We start from the raw sequence: 16510 nt of genomic DNA on the forward strand, positions 1-16510 counted from the left end.
TTATTCTTTGCCACGACGGACGTGGCAGTGGATTATGACGTCCGAATACGGAGAAAATTCAGTGTATAACTCTGAAATTTGTCACAAACGATAAACTGCCTCAATGAAAGGCCGTCATACCTGCACGCAACCAGGAGCGCACGCTTTGAGCACCTCAACAAAAACCATTCTGACCGCCGCCCACTGGGGGCCGATGCTGGTCGAAACCGATGGCGACACCGTGCTGTCGTCTCGCGGGGCTTTGCCTTCGCGCCATCTCAACTCTTTACAGACCGTCGTTCGCGATCAGGTACATAGCAAAACCCGCGTACGCTGGCCGATGGTGCGTAAAGGCTTTCTGGCGTCACCGGATAAACCGCAAGGTATTCGCGGGCAGGATGAGTTCGTGCGCGTGAGCTGGGACGATGCCCTGGCGCTGATCCATACGCAGCATAAACGCATCCGCGACAGCTATGGCCCGTCGTCCATTTTTGCCGGCTCCTATGGCTGGCGCTCAAACGGCGTGCTGCATAAGGCCGCAACCCTGCTGCAACGCTATATGAGCCTGGCCGGAGGATATACCGGCCATCTGGGTGATTACTCGACCGGCGCGGCGCAGGCGATCATGCCGTATGTCGTGGGCGGGAATGAGGTTTATCAGCAGCAGACCAGCTGGCCGCTGGTGCTGGAGCATACAGAGGTGGTGGTGCTGTGGAGCGCCAACCCGCTCAATACCCTTAAAATTGCCTGGAATGCGTCCGACGAGCAGGGCGTTTCCTACTTTGATGCGCTGCGCAAAAGCGGCAAGCGCATCATCTGTATCGATCCGATGCGTTCTGAAACGCTTGATTTCTTCGGCGACAGCGCCGAGTGGATCGCGCCGCATATGGGCACCGACGTGGCGATGATGCTGGGTATCGCCCACACCCTGGTGGAGAACGGCTGGCACGACACGGAATTTCTGACGCGCTGCACAACGGGGTTCGATAAATTTGCCGACTATCTGACGGGCAAAACCGATGGTATCGCCAAAACCGCAGAGTGGGCTGCGGCGATTTGCGGCGTTGATGCCGCTAAAATCCGCGAACTGGCAGCGTTATTCCATAGCCATGTCACGATGCTCATGTCCGGATGGGGGATGCAGCGCCAGCAGTTTGGCGAGCAGAAGCACTGGATGCTGGTGACGCTCGCCGCGATGCTTGGGCAGATTGGCACACCCGGCGGCGGTTTTGGCCTTTCCTATCACTTTGCCAACGGCGGCAACCCGACGCGTAAAGCGGCGGTGCTGGCGTCCATGCAGGGCTCGGTGCAGGGTGGCGTGGACGCTGTGGATAAAATTCCGGTGGCACGCATTGTTGAAGCTCTGGAGAACCCCGGCGGGTTTTATCAGCACAACGGTCAGGATCGCCATTTCCCGGATATTAAGTTTGTCTGGTGGGCGGGTGGGGCCAACTTCACCCATCACCAGGATACCAACCGCCTGATCCGCGCCTGGCAGAAACCGGAGCTGGTGGTGATCTCGGAGTGCTTCTGGACCGCGTCAGCGAAACATGCCGATATCGTTTTGCCCGCCACGACCTCGTTCGAGCGTAACGATCTCACCATGACGGGGGATTACAGCAACCAGCATATGGTGCCGATGAAGCGCGTCGTGGCTCCCCGGGATGAAGCGCGGGATGATTTTGACGTCTTTGCTGACCTGAGTGAATTATGGGAAGCGGGCGGACGGGAGCGTTTCACCGAGGGTAAAACGGATCTGCAATGGCTGGAAACGTTTTACCAGATTGCCTGCCAGCGCGGGGCTGCGCAGGGCGTGACGCTGCCGCCATTTGCTGAGTTCTGGGAGGCGAATCAACTCTTCGAAATGCCGGAAAGCGAGCAGAACGCGCGGTTTGTGCGCTTTGCTGACTTCCGTCGCGATCCGGAGAATCACCCGTTAAAAACCGAAAGCGGGAAGATTGTGATCCACAGCGAGCGCATCGCCAGCTTTGGCTACGCGGACTGCCCGCCGCACCCGGCGTGGCTGGAGCCGGACGAATGGCATGGCAATGCGCAGCCGGGGCAGCTTCAGCTGCTGTCTGCCCATCCTGCCCATCGTCTGCACAGCCAGCTCAACTATTCGGCTCTGCGCGAGCAGTATGCGGTGGCGGGTCGTGAGCCGATCGCGCTGAATAGCGACGATGCAAAGGCGCGGGGGATTAACGACGGCGATCTCGTTCGCGTCTGGAACGCACGCGGGCAGGTGCTGGCTGGCGCCGTGGTGAGTGACGGGATCCGCCCAGGCGTGTTCTGCATTCATCAGGGAGCATGGCCGGATCTGGCGCTGGACGAGGGCGGTATTTGTAAGAACGGCGCCGTAAACGTGCTGACCAAAGATCTCCCCAGCTCGAAGCTGGGGAACGGCTGTGCGGGGAATACGGCGCTGGCATGGGTGGAGAAATATGAGGGGCCGGCGCTTCCCCTTACGGCATTTGATCCGCCTGCCAGCTCATGATCCACGTCGGGTGTTGGGTATCATCCTGCCAGGCGCTGTCTTCGATGCGAAAACCCTGAGCATGATAGAAATTCACCGCCCGCACGTTTTTCTGATACACCTCCAGGGTTAAATATGGGTAGTGCTGCTGAACATAGTTCAGCAGCGCACGCCCGATCCCCCTTCCGATGAACGCCGGGGCGACAAACAACGCCCCCACGAACTGGAACTGCATGACGCTGATAAAACCGCACAGGGTACCGTTTTCTTCCCAGACCCAGGTCTCGGCGGCGGGAAGGTAATCATCCCGCACTACCGCTTCATTCGCTTGCCAGTAACTTGCGTCGATAAACGGATGCGCCTCGGTGGTGCTCTCCAGCCACAGACTCAAAAGCGGAGCGGTATCCTCACTTTGCCATTTGCGGATCATGGTGGCCCTCCGGGTGGCAGAAGCAGCCCTTAATATGGTCATTGACCAGCCCGCAGGCCTGCATAAAGGAGTAACAGATGGTGGTGCCCACAAACTTAAAGCCGCGTTTTTTCAGTGCTTTTGACAGGGCATCTGAGGCGGGGGTCGACGTTGGGATCTCTGCAAGCGTGGCGGCCTGCGTCACCTTCGGCTCGTTATCCACAAACGACCAGACAAAAGCTGAGAAGGGTTCGCCGTTTTGCTCCATCGCCAGATAAGCACGCGCGTTACCAATAATGGCCTGAATTTTACCGCGATGGCGGATGATACCGGTATCCAGAACCAGCCTTTCCACGTCTTCGTCGGTCATGGCGGCCACCGCAACCGGATCGAAATGGTGGAAGGCCTTGCGATAGTTCTCACGCTTTTTCAGAACGGTGATCCACGACAGCCCGGCCTGCTGGCCTTCAAGGCAAATCATTTCAAACAGTTTTTTACCGTCGGTTTCCGGCACGCCCCATTCCTTGTCGTGATAATCGATATAAAGCTGATCCTGGCTTACCCAGCCGCAACGTTGCATAGGTCATCTCCCTTCCTGATACGGTAAACGCAAAAATTTCAATCTGCCCGGCTTGACGTGTTTGCTAAAGAGACAATAGTTAATACAGGGCTATACGCCCTAATACCTCTTCGAACAATGACATATATCGCCGAACTCGGCTCTTTCTGGAGTCGCTTTGATGATGTTAAAAAAAATCAGTGGTCGCCATGCTGCTTCTGGCCTGGTGGGTGTCTCAGCCTGCCTGCTTATATGTAACACCGCTTTTGCGTGGCAACAGGAATATATCGTTTCAGATGCACAAAGTAATACGACGGAACGCTATACATGGGACGCCGATCACCAACCTCGTTATGAAGATATTCTCGCGGAGCGTATCAACCATTCGCAGAATGCTGCGGGCTTTGCCCTGAACGACCCATCCGGTTCAGATGCGGAAACCGTTCTGAGCGTTGGCTGGAATTTTCCCGTGGCGGGACATTTTACCACCGGCCCCGTCATGGCGTGGCGCACTGATGGCGCTCCCCCTGCAACGGTGAATGCATTTGGTGAGGTAACTACCACGCAGCCGCTTACCGATCCCCTCTGGCATGCCAGCGTGAACTCGTTGGGGTGGCGCGTTGATACGCAGTATGGTGATTTACATCCCTGGGCGAAGATCAGCTACAACCAGCAGTCGGAGGAAGAATATTTGTACACCCTGGGCTTAAGCGCCAAATTTTAGGGTTGTTACTTTTTTAAACGCTGCGGTAACATATTTAATACAATAACGGCGCGGGCTGTGGTGATAGTGGTCACTCACCTTTAAGCGTTTTCTTTTCCGGCAAGGTCATTCATTCCCGCTTCCAGGCATTTCATTCCGTATCTCCTGCATTTCATGCCGTTTTACCCCTGGCGTTTTGGGGTTTTGTTTATCGTGTCCTCAGCGAACTTCCTTAATTTTTCTTGCAGGACACTGCCATGAACACATCAACTTATAACCGCACGCGTTGGCTGACGCTTTTCGGCACCATCGTTACCCAGTTCGCACTGGGCTCGGTCTATACCTGGAGCCTGTTTAACAGCGCCCTGTCCGATAAGCTCGGCGCACCGATAAGCCAGGTGGCATTCTCCTTCGGCTTGCTGAGCCTTGGATTAGCGATTTCCTCTTCCGTGGCGGGCAAACTTCAGGAGCGCTTCGGCGTGAAGCGCGTAACCATGGCCTCCGGGATCCTGCTGGGCGTGGGCTTCTTCCTGACGGCACATTCAAACAACCTGATGATGCTGTGGCTAAGCGCCGGGGTGCTGGTGGGTCTGGCGGACGGCGCAGGTTATCTGCTGACGCTGTCTAACTGCGTGAAGTGGTTCCCGGAGCGTAAAGGGCTTATCTCCGCGTTTGCCATTGGTTCATATGGCCTGGGCAGCCTGGGGTTCAAATTCATTGACTCCCATCTGCTGGCCTCGGTGGGGCTTGAGAAAACCTTTATGATCTGGGGCGTGATTGTGCTGGTAATGATCCTCTTCGGCGCCACGCTGATGAAAGATGCGCCGCAGCAGGAAGTGAAAACCGTTAACGGCGTGGTGGAGAACGATTTCACCCTCGCTCAGTCCATGCGTAAGCCGCAGTACTGGATGCTGGCGGTGATGTTCCTGACGGCCTGCATGAGCGGTCTGTATGTCATCGGTGTGGCGAAAGATATCGCGCAGGGGATGGTAAAACTGGACGCGGCGACGGCGGCGAACGCGGTAACGGTCATCTCCATCGCTAACCTCTCGGGTCGTCTGGTACTGGGTATCCTGTCTGACAAAATCGCCCGTATCCGTGTGATTACGCTGGGGCAGGTCATCTCCCTGGTGGGTATGGCAGCTCTGCTGTTCGCTCCGCTGAACGAGGCGACATTCTTTGCAGCAATTGCCTGCGTAGCCTTTAACTTTGGCGGCACTATTACCGTCTTCCCGTCACTGGTGAGCGAGTTCTTCGGCCTGAACAACCTGGCGAAAAACTACGGCGTCATTTATCTCGGCTTCGGTATCGGCAGTATTTGCGGTTCACTGATTGCCTCGCTGTTTGGCGGCTTCTACGTGACCTTCTGCGTGATATTCGCTTTGCTGATTATTTCGCTGGCGCTGTCCACCACGATCCGTCAGCCGCAGCGCGAACTGTATAAAGAAGCGCATGTATGATGCGATGAAAAGAGGCCGCAGGGCCTCTTTTATTTATTTCTAAATCGCTTCCGGACTTGCTATTTTGTAAAAATCTTCATCGATTCACATTCTCTGCTGCCACTTTTCTTCCCTGCTGTGGTCTACTTATCGCGCTTGTAGACGTTTCTGATAACGGTTTCTCTCGCATCTACTTACTCTGTCAGCTTTCTCACTGAGATTCGGCGGGTTTTTATACCCCTTCCCCCAGGGTTGTTTGCATGAAATATATTAGGTCTCTTACCCAGCAAAGATTGTGTCTGATGCTGGCTGTCTATATCGGTTTGTTTCTGAATGGCGCGGTGCTGTTCAGACGAGTGGAAGGTTATTTCGAACACCTCACTGTAAGAAATGGAATTTTTGCCGCGATTGAAGTGTTTGGCTCAATTCTGGCGACCTTCTTCCTGTTACGCCTGCTCTCTCTCTTTGGCCGTCGTACATGGCAAATTCTGGCCTCGCTGGTGGTGATTATCTCCGCCGCCGCAAGCTATTACATGACATTCATGAACGTAGTCATTGGCTACGGTATTGTGGCCTCGGTGATGACCACGGACATCGACCTCTCGAAAGAGGTGGTGGGTCAAGGGTTCATCCTGTGGACGATTCTGACCTGCCTGATCCCGCTCTTCTTTATCTGGAGTAACACCTGTCGCTACACCCTGTTACGCCAGTTGCGTACCCGGGGACAGCGCATCCGCAACGTCGCCGTCGTTCTTCTGGCGGGTCTGCTGGTATGGGCGCCTATTCGCCTGATGGAAAAGCAGCAAAAACGGATCGAAAAAGCGACAGGCGTGGATATGCCAAGCTACGGCGGCGTGGTGGCTAACTCGTACCTGCCGTCTAATTGGCTGTCGGCGTTAGGTCTTTATGCCTGGGCTCAGGCGGACGAATCCAGCGATGTGAAATCGCTGATTAACCCAACCAAAAAGTTCACCTACCAGGCTCCGGCTGACGGGCTGGATGATACTTACGTGGTCTTCGTTATCGGCGAAACGACGCGCTGGGATCATATGGGTATTCTCGGTTATGACCGCGATACCACCCCGAAACTGGCGCAGGAAAAGAATCTGGTGGCATACCGCGGCTACTCCTGCGATACCGCCACGAAGCTCTCGTTGCGCTGTATGTTTGTTCGCGAGGGCGGTGCGAGTGATAACCCTCAGCGCACTCTCAAAGAGCAAAACGTATTTGCTGTTCTGAAGCAGCTTGGATTTAGCTCCGATCTGTTCGCCATGCAAAGTGAGATGTGGTTCTACACCAACACCATGGCGGATAACATCGCCTACCGCGAGCAGATTGGCGCCGAGCCGCGTAACCGCGGAAAGAACGTTGATGACATGCTGCTGCTCTCTGAGATGGAACAGTCGCTGAAAAACCATCCGCAGGGTAAGCACCTTATTGTTCTGCATACCAAAGGGTCACACTACAGCTACTATCAGCGTTACACGCGCGATTTCGCCAAATGGACGCCTGAGTGCGTCGGCATTAACAAGAACTGTAGCAAGCAGGAGTTGATCAATGCCTATGATAACTCGATTCTGTATGTGGATACCTTCCTCAGCCGGGTGATTGACCAGCTTCGCGATAAGAAAGCGATTGTGATCTACGCGGCCGACCACGGCGAGTCCATCAACGAGAAAGAGCATTTACACGGTACGCCGCGTAAGCTGGCGCCACCAGAGCAGTTCCGCGTGCCGATGATCATGTGGATGTCGGACAAGTATCTGGAAAACCCGGACAAAGCCAAAATGTTTGCCCACCTGAAACAGCAGGCAGAGATTAAGGTACCGCGCCGTCACGTTGAGCTGTACGACACTATTATGGGCTGTCTCGGCTATACCTCACCGAACGGTGGGATTAACGAAAACAACAACTGGTGTAAACTCCCTGATAACACCACAAAAGCCGCGCAGTAGCTGGTCTGGCGAGAATATCGCCAGTTGAATGGCTTTTTGAAAATAAGGGATTGACGAGGGCGCACCTCAGCAGTAAGATGCGCTCCGCATTCGGCGAGTAGCGCAGCTTGGTAGCGCAACTGGTTTGGGACCAGTGGGTCGGAGGTTCGAATCCTCTCTCGCCGACCACATTCTAAAAAGGGCTAACCGCAAGGTTAGCCCTTTTTGCATTAACGCGTTACCCCACCCGAGTCCTCAAAATACCCCTTAGCCCTGCTTCCCCCTGCCTGCTTGCGGTTTTGTGACATAATCCATTGTATTTTTTTATATATAGTTTGATCTTTTTTCGCGTTGCTTATGGATAACCTCAGCATTTTTCGCTGTGCGTTTTAACGTTCGCGGTATTTAGTGCTCAGATAATCACCATTCTGTAAGAAAATTTACCCATTCTGAATAAAACTTAATCACTGGGTGTTGCGAAATAGGGAGGGGTTTGTGCTGCAACATGGCGAGTAGCATAAATTTCTCTGCTGAAAACTGGCATTCAGAGTTTTTTTAATCTTTGTTTGCGGTTTCTCACACTCCACGTAAATCCCCGCCACCTGTATTGACGTTTTCACATTCTGTTGACAGATTGTAGGGCACGAGGGGCATTTCAGGGAGGATCTGCGCTGCAACTCAAACGCTCTTCTGAAAGGATTCTCTATCCCTTTTAACGCCCTCGGGCATCACCGACCGGACCGGGTAAAAAATAAATAAAGGTCAGGCGGCGTAACACAACAAAGCAAAACATCACATTGGAGCACAATAATGAGTATTTCCTTGAAGAAGTCAGGGATGCTGAAGCTTGGTCTGAGCCTGGTGGCCATGACCGTCGCAGCAAGCGTACAGGCAAAAACCCTGGTTTACTGTTCTGAAGGCTCTCCGGAAGGCTTTAACCCACAGCTCTTTACCTCTGGTACGACTTACGACGCAAGCTCTGTACCGATCTATAACCGTCTGGTTGAATTTAAAACCGGTACCACGGAAGTGATTCCTGGCCTGGCTGAAAAGTGGGATATCAGCGAAGACGGTAAAACCTATACCTTCCACTTGCGTCAGGGCGTGAAGTGGCAGGACAGCAAAGAATTCAAACCTACGCGCGACTTTAACGCCGACGACGTAGTGTTCTCCTTCGACCGTCAAAAAAATGCCCAGAACCCGTACCATAAAGTGTCTGGCGGCAGCTATGAATACTTCGAAGGGATGGGTCTGCCAGACCTGATTGCTGAAGTGAAAAAAGTGGACGATAAAACCGTTCAGTTCGTGCTGACGCGTCCGGAAGCGCCATTCCTCGCTGACCTGGCGATGGACTTCGCCTCTATTCTCTCTAAAGAGTACGCGGACAACATGCTGAAAGCCGGCACGCCGGAAAAAGTGGACCTGAACCCAATCGGTACCGGCCCGTTCCAGCTGCTTCAGTACCAGAAAGATTCCCGTATTCTGTATAAAGCCTTCCCGGGCTACTGGGGCACCAAGCCGCAGATCGACCGTCTGGTCTTCTCCATCACGCCTGACGCATCCGTGCGTTACGCAAAATTGCAGAAAAACGAATGTCAGGTGATGCCGTATCCAAACCCGGCTGACATCGCGCGCATGAAGCAGGACAAAAATATCAACCTGATGGAGCAGGCGGGCCTGAACGTGGGGTATCTCTCCTTCAACACCGAGAAGAAACCGTTCGATGACGTGAAAGTGCGTCAGGCGCTGACCTACGCGGTGAACAAAGAAGCGATCATCAAAGCCGTTTACCAGGGCGCTGGCGTTGCGGCCAAGAACCTGATCCCACCAACCATGTGGGGCTATAACGACGACATTAAGGACTACACCTACGATCCTGAGAAAGCGAAAGCGCTGCTGAAAGAAGCGGGCCAGGATAAAGGTTTCACCGTTGAGCTGTGGGCGATGCCGGTACAGCGTCCTTACAACCCGAACGCACGTCGTATGGCGGAAATGGTTCAGGCTGACTGGGCGAAGATAGGCGTACAGGCCAAAATTGTGACCTACGAGTGGGGCGAGTACCTGAAACGCGCCAAAGCGGGCGAACACCAGGCGGTCATGATGGGCTGGACCGGCGACAACGGGGATCCGGACAACTTCTTCGCGACCCTGTTCAGCTGTGCGGCAGCGAAAGACGGTTCCAACTACTCTCGCTGGTGCTACAAGCCGTTTGAAGACCTGATCCAGCCGGCGCGTGCGACCGATGATCACAACAAACGTATCGAACTGTACAAGCAAGCGCAGGTTGTCATGCACGATCAGGCTCCGGCGCTGATTGTTGCTCACTCCACCGTGTACGAGCCAGTGCGTAAAGAAGTGAAGGGCTACGTGGTCGATCCACTGGGCAAACACCACTTCGAAAACGTGTCTGTTGAATAATAAGTAGGGTGTTCTCCCTCTCCCTGTGGGAGAGGGCAGGGGTGAGGGGCGTGCATGCATCCCCTCACCCTAACCCTCTCCCGAAGGGAGAGGGAATTTACATTTGTGAGCAATACAGACGTCACGCTACTGAGCGTGCGTCATCAGAGAGAATCCGGGTTATGTTGCAGTTCATCCTCCGACGTCTGGGACTGGTTATCCCGACGTTTATCGGTATCACCCTTCTCACTTTTGCCTTCGTCCATATGATCCCGGGTGATCCGGTGATGATTATGGCGGGCGAGCGTGGTATCTCCCCTGAACGTCATGCGCAACTGCTGGCTGAACTCGGCCTTGATAAGCCGATGTGGCAGCAGTACCTCCACTACATCTGGGGCGTATTACACGGCGATTTAGGGATTTCACTGAAAAGCCGTCTTCCGGTGTGGGACGAGTTCGTGCCGCGTTTCCAGGCGACGCTGGAACTCGGCATCTGCGCCATGATCTTCGCGACCGCGGTGGGGATTCCCGTCGGCGTGCTGGCTGCCGTTAAGCGTGGCTCTATTTTCGACCACACCGCCGTTGGCCTGGCACTGACCGGCTACTCCATGCCTATCTTCTGGTGGGGCATGATGCTGATCATGCTGGTCTCGGTGCAGTGGAACCTGACGCCGGTCTCCGGACGTGTCAGCGATATGGTTTTCCTTGACGACACCAACCCGTTAACCGGCTTTATGCTGATTGATACGGCGATCTGGGGCGAAGAGGGCAACTTCATTGATGCGGTTGCGCACATGATCCTGCCTGCAATGGTGCTGGGCACCATCCCACTTGCGGTGATCGTGCGTATGACTCGTTCCTCCATGCTGGAAGTGCTGGGCGAAGATTATATTCGTACTGCCCGCGCTAAAGGTCTGACCCGTATGCGCGTCATCATCATTCATGCCCTGCGTAACGCCATGCTGCCGGTGGTGACCGTTATCGGTTTGCAGGTCGGTACGCTGCTGGCCGGGGCGATCCTGACCGAAACCATCTTCTCCTGGCCAGGCCTTGGACGCTGGCTGATTGATGCGCTGCAACGCCGTGATTATCCGGTTGTGCAGGGCGGTGTATTGCTGGTCGCGACGATGATTATCCTCGTCAACCTGCTGGTCGATTTGCTGTACGGCGTGGTGAACCCGCGTATTCGTCATAAGAAGTAAGGGGCCATCATGTCACAAGTTACTCAAAATAAAGCGGTTACCGCACCGGTGCCAATGACGCCGATGCAGGAATTCTGGCACTACTTCAAGCGCAACAAAGGCGCGGTCGTCGGGCTGGTATATGTTTCCATCATGATCCTGATTGCGGTGTTTGCGAACTTCCTTGCGCCGTATAACCCCGCGGACCAGTTCCGTGATGCGCTGCTCGCGCCACCGGCCTGGCAGGAAGGTGGTAGCCTGACGCACCTGCTCGGTACTGATGACGTTGGCCGCGATGTGCTGTCTCGTCTGATGTACGGCGCGCGCCTCTCTCTGCTGGTTGGCTGTCTCGTGGTGGTGTTGTCGCTGATCATGGGCGTTGTGCTTGGTCTGGTGGCGGGCTACTTCGGCGGCATCGTTGATAACGTCATCATGCGTATCGTCGATATCATGCTGGCATTGCCAAGCCTTCTGCTGGCCCTGGTGCTGGTCGCGGTCTTTGGTCCTTCGATAGGCAATGCCGCGCTCGCGCTAACGTTCGTTGCGCTTCCTCACTATGTCCGATTAACCCGTGCGGCCGTGCTGGTCGAGGTGAACCGCGATTATGTGACGGCATCTCGAGTGGCGGGTGCGGGGGCGATGCGCCAGATGTTCGTCAATATTCTTCCTAACTGCCTTGCACCGCTGATTGTTCAGGCGTCGCTCGGTTTTTCTAACGCCATTCTCGATATGGCCGCTCTTGGCTTCCTTGGCATGGGTGCGCAGCCGCCAACACCGGAATGGGGCACCATGCTCTCCGACGTGTTGCAGTTCGCGCAAAGCGCCTGGTGGGTCGTCACCTTACCGGGTCTGGCGATTCTGCTGACGGTGCTGGCATTTAACCTGATGGGTGATGGTCTGCGTGATGCACTTGATCCCAAACTGAAGCAGTAAGAGGCACGAGATGGCGTTATTAAATGTAGATAAATTATCGGTGCACTTCGGCGATGAAGGCACACCGTTTCGTGCTGTGGACCGCATCAGCTATAGCGTAAATCAGGGCGAAGTGGTTGGTATCGTTGGGGAGTCCGGTTCCGGTAAGTCAGTGAGTTCACTGGCAATCATGGGGCTGATTGATTATCCCGGCCGCGTAATGGCGGAAAGCCTGGAGTTCAATGGTCAGGATCTGCAGCGCATTTCCGAAAAACAGCGCCGCCAACTGGTGGGAGCGGAAGTGGCGATGATCTTCCAGGACCCGATGACCAGTCTGAACCCGTGTTACACCGTGGGTTTCCAGATTATGGAAGCCATTAAGGTGCACCAGGGCGGTAACAAGCAAACCCGTCGCCAGCGCGCTATTGACCTGCTGACGCAGGTGGGTATACCCGATCCGGCATCGCGTCTGGACGTTTATCCGCACCAGTTGTCCGGTGGGATGAGTCAGCGTGTAATGATCGCGATGGCCATTGCCTGTCGTCCAAAACTGCTGATTGCCGATGAACCGACAACCGCGCTGGACGTGACCATTCAGGCGCAAATTATTGAGCTACTGCTGGAGTTGCAGCAGAAAGAGAATATGGCGCTGGTGCTGATTACGCACGATCTGGCGCTGGTGGCTGAAGCGGCACACAAAATCATTGTGATGTATGCAGGCCAGGTGGTGGAGACCGGGAGTTCACACGATATCTTCCGGGCCCCGCGTCATCCCTATACGCAGGCGCTGCTGCGCGCGCTGCCGGAGTTCGCGCAGGATAAAGCGCGTCTGGCCTCGCTGCCGGGGGTGGTACCGGGTAAATATGACCGTCCTCAGGGCTGTCTGCTTAACCCGCGCTGCCCGTATGCGACGGATAAATGCCGCGTCGACGAGCCGGAGCTGAACCTGTTAGCTGACGGACGTCAGTCGAAATGCCACTACCCACTCGATGATGCCGGGAGGCCAACACTATGAGTACGCAACAAATGCTGTTGCAGGCCATCGACCTGAAAAAACATTACCCGGTGAAGAAGGGCCTCTTTGCTCCTGAGCGCCTGGTAAAAGCGCTGGATGGTGTCTCCTTTACTCTCGAACGCGGAAAAACGCTGGCGGTGGTAGGGGAATCTGGCTGTGGGAAGTCCACGCTGGGCCGTCTGTTAACGATGATTGAAGTTCCGACTGGCGGCGAGCTTTACTATCAGGGCCAGGATCTGCTCAAGCACGATCCGCAGGCGCAGAAACTGCGACGTCAGAAAATCCAGATTGTGTTCCAGAATCCGTATGGTTCGCTGAACCCGCGAAAAAAAGTGGGGCAGATTCTGGAAGAGCCGCTGCTGATCAACAGCAACCTGAGCAAAGAGCAGCGTCGTGAAAAAGCGCTGGCGATGATGGCGAAGGTGGGCCTGAAAACCGAGCATTACGATCGCTATCCGCATATGTTCTCTGGCGGTCAACGTCAGCGTATCGCCATCGCCCGTGGTCTGATGCTCGACCCGGACGTGGTGATTGCCGATGAACCGGTTTCGGCGCTCGACGTATCCGTGCGTGCGCAGGTGCTGAACCTGATGATGGATTTACAGCAGGATCTTGGGCTGTCGTACGTTTTCATCTCCCATGACCTGTCTGTGGTTGAGCACATTGCCGATGAGGTGATGGTGATGTATCTGGGACGCTGCGTAGAGAAGGGGACGAAAGATCAGATCTTTAATAACCCGCGTCATCCATATACTCAGGCACTACTGTCTGCGACGCCGCGACTGAACCCGGATGACCGCCGTGAGCGCATTAAGCTGACCGGCGAGTTACCAAGCCCGCTTAACCCGCCGCCGGGATGTGCGTTCAACGCCCGCTGCCGTCGCCGCTTCGGTCCGTGTACGCAGTTGCAGCCACAACTGAAAGATTATGGTGGACAGCTGGTGGCCTGCTTCGCGGTCGATCAGGATGAAAACGGCGAAAAGCCGCATGCATAAAGGAAAAAACCGGCGATTAGCCGGTTTTTTTTACGTCTGAGATCTACTTCCGTAAACGAATCTGGTCAACGGCGTGTTTCTCACTCTTGGTAAGGATCAGGCTTGCACGTTCGCGCGTCGGCAGGATGTTCTCTTTGAGGTTGACGTAGTTGATCTCATTCCACAGCCCGGTCGCCACGTTGATAGCCTCTTCTTCAGAGAGCTGAGCGTAGTTGTGGAAGTAAGAATCCGGGTCGGTGAACGCCCCTTCACGGAACTTCAGGAAGCGGTTGATATACCAGCGTTGCAACAGATCTTCAGGCGCATCCACATAAATTGAGAAATCGACGAAGTCAGAGACAAACACGTGATGCGGATCGTGAGGGTAATCCATCCCGCTTTGCAGTACGTTTAAGCCCTCCAGAATCAGGATGTCGGGCTGCACCACCGTTTTGTCACCATCCGGGATGCGGTCGTAGATCAGATGCGAGTAGACCGGTGCGGTAACGTTCGGCACGCCCGATTTTAAATCAGAGACAAACTTTACCAGGCGGTGCATATCATAAGAGAGCGGGAAGCCCTTCTTCTTCATCAGGCCGCGTTCTTTCAACACCTCATTGGGATGCAGGAAGCCGTCGGTGGTGATCAGCTCCACGCTGCGGTGTTCCGGCCAGCGGCTCAGCAGCGCCTGTAGCACGCGCGCGGTGGTACTTTTACCCACTGCCACGCTGCCCGCAATACTGATGATATAAGGAATACGTTGACCGTTCGTGCCGAGGAACTGTTCCAGTACGGCCTGACGACGCAAGTTGGAGCTGATATAAAAGTTAAGCAAGCGAGAGAGGGGGAGATAGATTTCTGCCACCTCTTCCAGGGAGAGATCTTCGTTTATCCCTTTTAGCCGTGCGATTTCACCTTCCGTCAGTGTCATAGGGACGGAGTCACGCAGGGCTGCCCACTGGCTACGGTTAAACTGAAGATAGGGCGTCATTAACGTTTGCTCTTTTTTGCTCATAAGCATGCTTCTGTGAACCATCACGAAACGGCGGGTGCGGGCTCATCACATAGTTAATTTTGGACAATGGGCAGGAGGTTAACACCAGATGAGAGGAATAATAAGAAAAAATATGGGAAAGCGATGCTTAACCGGGCAGGCATCACCCGGGGCTATAGCGTGCCGAAATCAGGCGTTCATGTTGGATTTTTAATCGCGAGCGGATGAATTTACAGCGGTTAGCCCTGGTTTCGAATAAAATGTGAGCGAAAGAACGTTTTATGCAATTTTTTAGTTGCATGACTGCGCAGGTCTCCATAGAATGCGCGCTACTTGATGCCGACTTAGCTCAGTAGGTAGAGCAACTGACTTGTAATCAGTAGGTCACCAGTTCGATTCCGGTAGTCGGCACCATCAAGTCCGGTGGGGTTCCCGAGCGGCCAAAGGGAGCAGACTGTAAATCTGCCGTCACAGACTTCGAAGGTTCGAATCCTTCCCCCACCACCACTTTCTGGCAGCGTCAACGCCGCCGGAGCTGGTTGGAAAAATTGACCAGCTCGAACAGAAAAGAGAGAAATCTCTTTTTTTGTTACAGAAAGAACTGGGTAGCCGAGTTTCAGGATGCGGGCATCGTATAATGGCTATTACCTCAGCCTTCCAAGCTGATGATGCGGGTTCGATTCCCGCTGCCCGCTCCAATACGTGCTGATATGGCTCAGTTGGTAGAGCGCACCCTTGGTAAGGGTGAGGTCCCCAGTTCGACTCTGGGTATCAGCACCACTTCACTTCTCCCTCCCTTTCTCTCTGTTTCAATGTAAATGTATTCAACAGTTCAGGCATTTTCGCCTGGTTGATGTGGTGATATCACCGATTTATCCGTGTCTTAGAGGGACAATCGATGTCTAAAGAAAAGTTTGAACGTACAAAACCGCACGTTAACGTCGGTACTATCGGCCACGTTGACCATGGTAAAACAACGCTGACCGCTGCAATCACTACCGTACTGGCTAAAACCTACGGCGGTGCTGCTCGTGCTTTCGATCAGATCGATAACGCACCAGAAGAAAAAGCTCGTGGTATCACCATCAACACCTCTCACGTTGAGTATGACACCCCGACTCGCCACTACGCACACGTAGACTGCCCAGGCCACGCCGACTATGTTAAAAACATGATCACCGGTGCTGCGCAGATGGACGGCGCGATCCTGGTTGTTGCTGCGACTGACGGCCCTATGCCTCAGACTCGTGAGCACATCCTGCTGGGTCGTCAGGTAGGCGTTCCTTTCATCATCGTGTTCCTGAACAAATGCGACATGGTTGATGACGAAGAACTGCTGGAACTGGTAGAGATGGAAGTTCGTGAACTGCTGTCTCAGTACGATTTCCCAGGCGACGACACTCCAATCGTTCGTGGTTCCGCGCTGAAAGCGCTGGAAGGCGACGCAGAGTGGGAAGCGAAAATCATCGAACTGGCTGGCTTCCTGGATTCTTACATCCCAGAACCAGAGCGTGCGATTGACAAGCCATTCCTGCTGCCAA

At 54.5% G+C, this 16510-nt stretch carries 13 protein-coding genes and 5 tRNA genes; 15 read left to right on the forward strand and 3 right to left on the reverse strand.

Annotated elements, in window-relative coordinates; all coding sequences use genetic code 11:
• Window positions 1-103: 103 nt before the first annotated feature.
• The gene (locus ACOT0L_RS04505) at window positions 104-2473 is read left to right on the forward strand and encodes a molybdopterin guanine dinucleotide-containing S/N-oxide reductase (RefSeq protein WP_069596138.1); all 2370 of its coding nucleotides are present in this window, start codon (window positions 104-106) and stop codon (window positions 2471-2473) included.
• Here the strand turns inward: ACOT0L_RS04505 and ACOT0L_RS04510 are convergent.
• Both ACOT0L_RS04510 and tag read right to left on the reverse strand, forming a co-directional pair.
• Window positions 2442-2882 (reverse strand): N-acetyltransferase, encoded by a 441-nt coding sequence (locus ACOT0L_RS04510; protein WP_022646690.1) that lies wholly within the window; start codon window positions 2880-2882, stop codon window positions 2442-2444. The two genes, ACOT0L_RS04505 and ACOT0L_RS04510, sit on opposite strands and share 32 nt — an antisense overlap.
• Window positions 2860-3441 (reverse strand): DNA-3-methyladenine glycosylase I, encoded by a 582-nt coding sequence (tag, locus tag ACOT0L_RS04515; protein WP_022646691.1) that lies wholly within the window; start codon window positions 3439-3441, stop codon window positions 2860-2862. The genes ACOT0L_RS04510 and tag overlap by 23 nt, the downstream gene beginning before the upstream one ends.
• Window positions 3442-3601: 160 nt before the next feature.
• Here tag and ACOT0L_RS04520 point away from each other — a divergent pair, with 160 nt between their 5' ends.
• The 9 genes from ACOT0L_RS04520 (at window position 3602) to dppF (ending at window position 13996) form a co-directional block, all read left to right on the forward strand.
• Window positions 3602-4144: a lipase gene (locus ACOT0L_RS04520; RefSeq protein WP_023299064.1), complete on the forward strand. Its 543-nt coding sequence runs from the start codon at window positions 3602-3604 to the stop codon at window positions 4142-4144.
• A gap of 236 nt (window positions 4145-4380) precedes the next feature.
• The gene (locus ACOT0L_RS04525) at window positions 4381-5583 is read left to right on the forward strand and encodes an L-lactate MFS transporter (RefSeq protein ID WP_023299065.1); all 1203 of its coding nucleotides are present in this window, start codon (window positions 4381-4383) and stop codon (window positions 5581-5583) included.
• A gap of 239 nt (window positions 5584-5822) precedes the next feature.
• Window positions 5823-7517, forward strand: coding sequence for a kdo(2)-lipid A phosphoethanolamine 7''-transferase (eptB, locus tag ACOT0L_RS04530; protein WP_022646694.1), 1695 nt, complete (start codon window positions 5823-5825; stop codon window positions 7515-7517).
• Between the two features lie 91 nt (window positions 7518-7608).
• A tRNA-Pro gene (locus tag ACOT0L_RS04535) sits at window positions 7609-7685 on the forward strand.
• Window positions 7686-8306: 621 nt separating this feature from the next.
• Window positions 8307-9914, forward strand: a complete 1608-nt coding sequence (gene dppA, locus ACOT0L_RS04540; protein WP_022646695.1) for a dipeptide ABC transporter periplasmic-binding protein DppA — start codon at window positions 8307-8309, stop codon at window positions 9912-9914.
• A 161-nt stretch (window positions 9915-10075) separates the two neighbouring features.
• Window positions 10076-11095 carry a dipeptide ABC transporter permease DppB gene (dppB, locus tag ACOT0L_RS04545; RefSeq protein WP_022646696.1) on the forward strand — a complete coding sequence of 340 codons (1020 nt, stop codon included), beginning with the start codon at window positions 10076-10078 and terminating at the stop codon, window positions 11093-11095.
• A 9-nt stretch (window positions 11096-11104) separates the two neighbouring features.
• Window positions 11105-12007 carry a dipeptide ABC transporter permease DppC gene (gene dppC / locus ACOT0L_RS04550; protein WP_126502798.1) on the forward strand — a complete coding sequence of 301 codons (903 nt, stop codon included), beginning with the start codon at window positions 11105-11107 and terminating at the stop codon, window positions 12005-12007.
• A 10-nt stretch (window positions 12008-12017) separates the two neighbouring features.
• Window positions 12018-13001 (forward strand): dipeptide ABC transporter ATP-binding protein, encoded by a 984-nt coding sequence (gene dppD, locus ACOT0L_RS04555; RefSeq protein WP_010426220.1) that lies wholly within the window; start codon window positions 12018-12020, stop codon window positions 12999-13001.
• Window positions 12998-13996 carry a dipeptide ABC transporter ATP-binding subunit DppF gene (dppF, locus tag ACOT0L_RS04560; RefSeq protein ID WP_022646698.1) on the forward strand — a complete coding sequence of 333 codons (999 nt, stop codon included), beginning with the start codon at window positions 12998-13000 and terminating at the stop codon, window positions 13994-13996. The genes dppD and dppF overlap by 4 nt, the downstream gene beginning before the upstream one ends.
• 43 nt (window positions 13997-14039) lie before the next feature.
• On the opposite strand, the gene coaA is transcribed toward dppF, so the two are convergent.
• Window positions 14040-14990 carry a type I pantothenate kinase gene (coaA, locus tag ACOT0L_RS04565; protein WP_032622068.1) on the reverse strand — a complete coding sequence of 317 codons (951 nt, stop codon included), beginning with the start codon at window positions 14988-14990 and terminating at the stop codon, window positions 14040-14042.
• A 317-nt stretch (window positions 14991-15307) separates the two neighbouring features.
• Between coaA and ACOT0L_RS04570 the strand changes: the two genes are divergently transcribed.
• The 5 genes from ACOT0L_RS04570 to ACOT0L_RS04590 form a co-directional block, all read left to right on the forward strand.
• Window positions 15308-15383: transfer RNA gene (locus ACOT0L_RS04570), tRNA-Thr, on the forward strand.
• 8 nt (window positions 15384-15391) lie between these two features.
• A tRNA-Tyr gene (locus ACOT0L_RS04575) sits at window positions 15392-15476 on the forward strand.
• A 116-nt stretch (window positions 15477-15592) separates the two neighbouring features.
• Window positions 15593-15667, forward strand: a tRNA-Gly gene (locus ACOT0L_RS04580).
• Window positions 15668-15673: 6 nt separating this feature from the next.
• Window positions 15674-15749 (forward strand) — tRNA-Thr (locus ACOT0L_RS04585).
• A 118-nt stretch (window positions 15750-15867) separates the two neighbouring features.
• Window positions 15868-16510, forward strand: a 643-nt coding sequence (locus tag ACOT0L_RS04590) for a GTP-binding protein (protein ID WP_240074714.1), incomplete at its 3' end; no start/stop codon positions are given.

It is taken from the genome of Enterobacter cloacae complex sp. XAL002, from assembly GCF_049236805.1.
In the GTDB taxonomy this organism is placed as follows: Bacteria; Pseudomonadota; Gammaproteobacteria; order Enterobacterales; family Enterobacteriaceae; genus Enterobacter; species Enterobacter intestinihominis.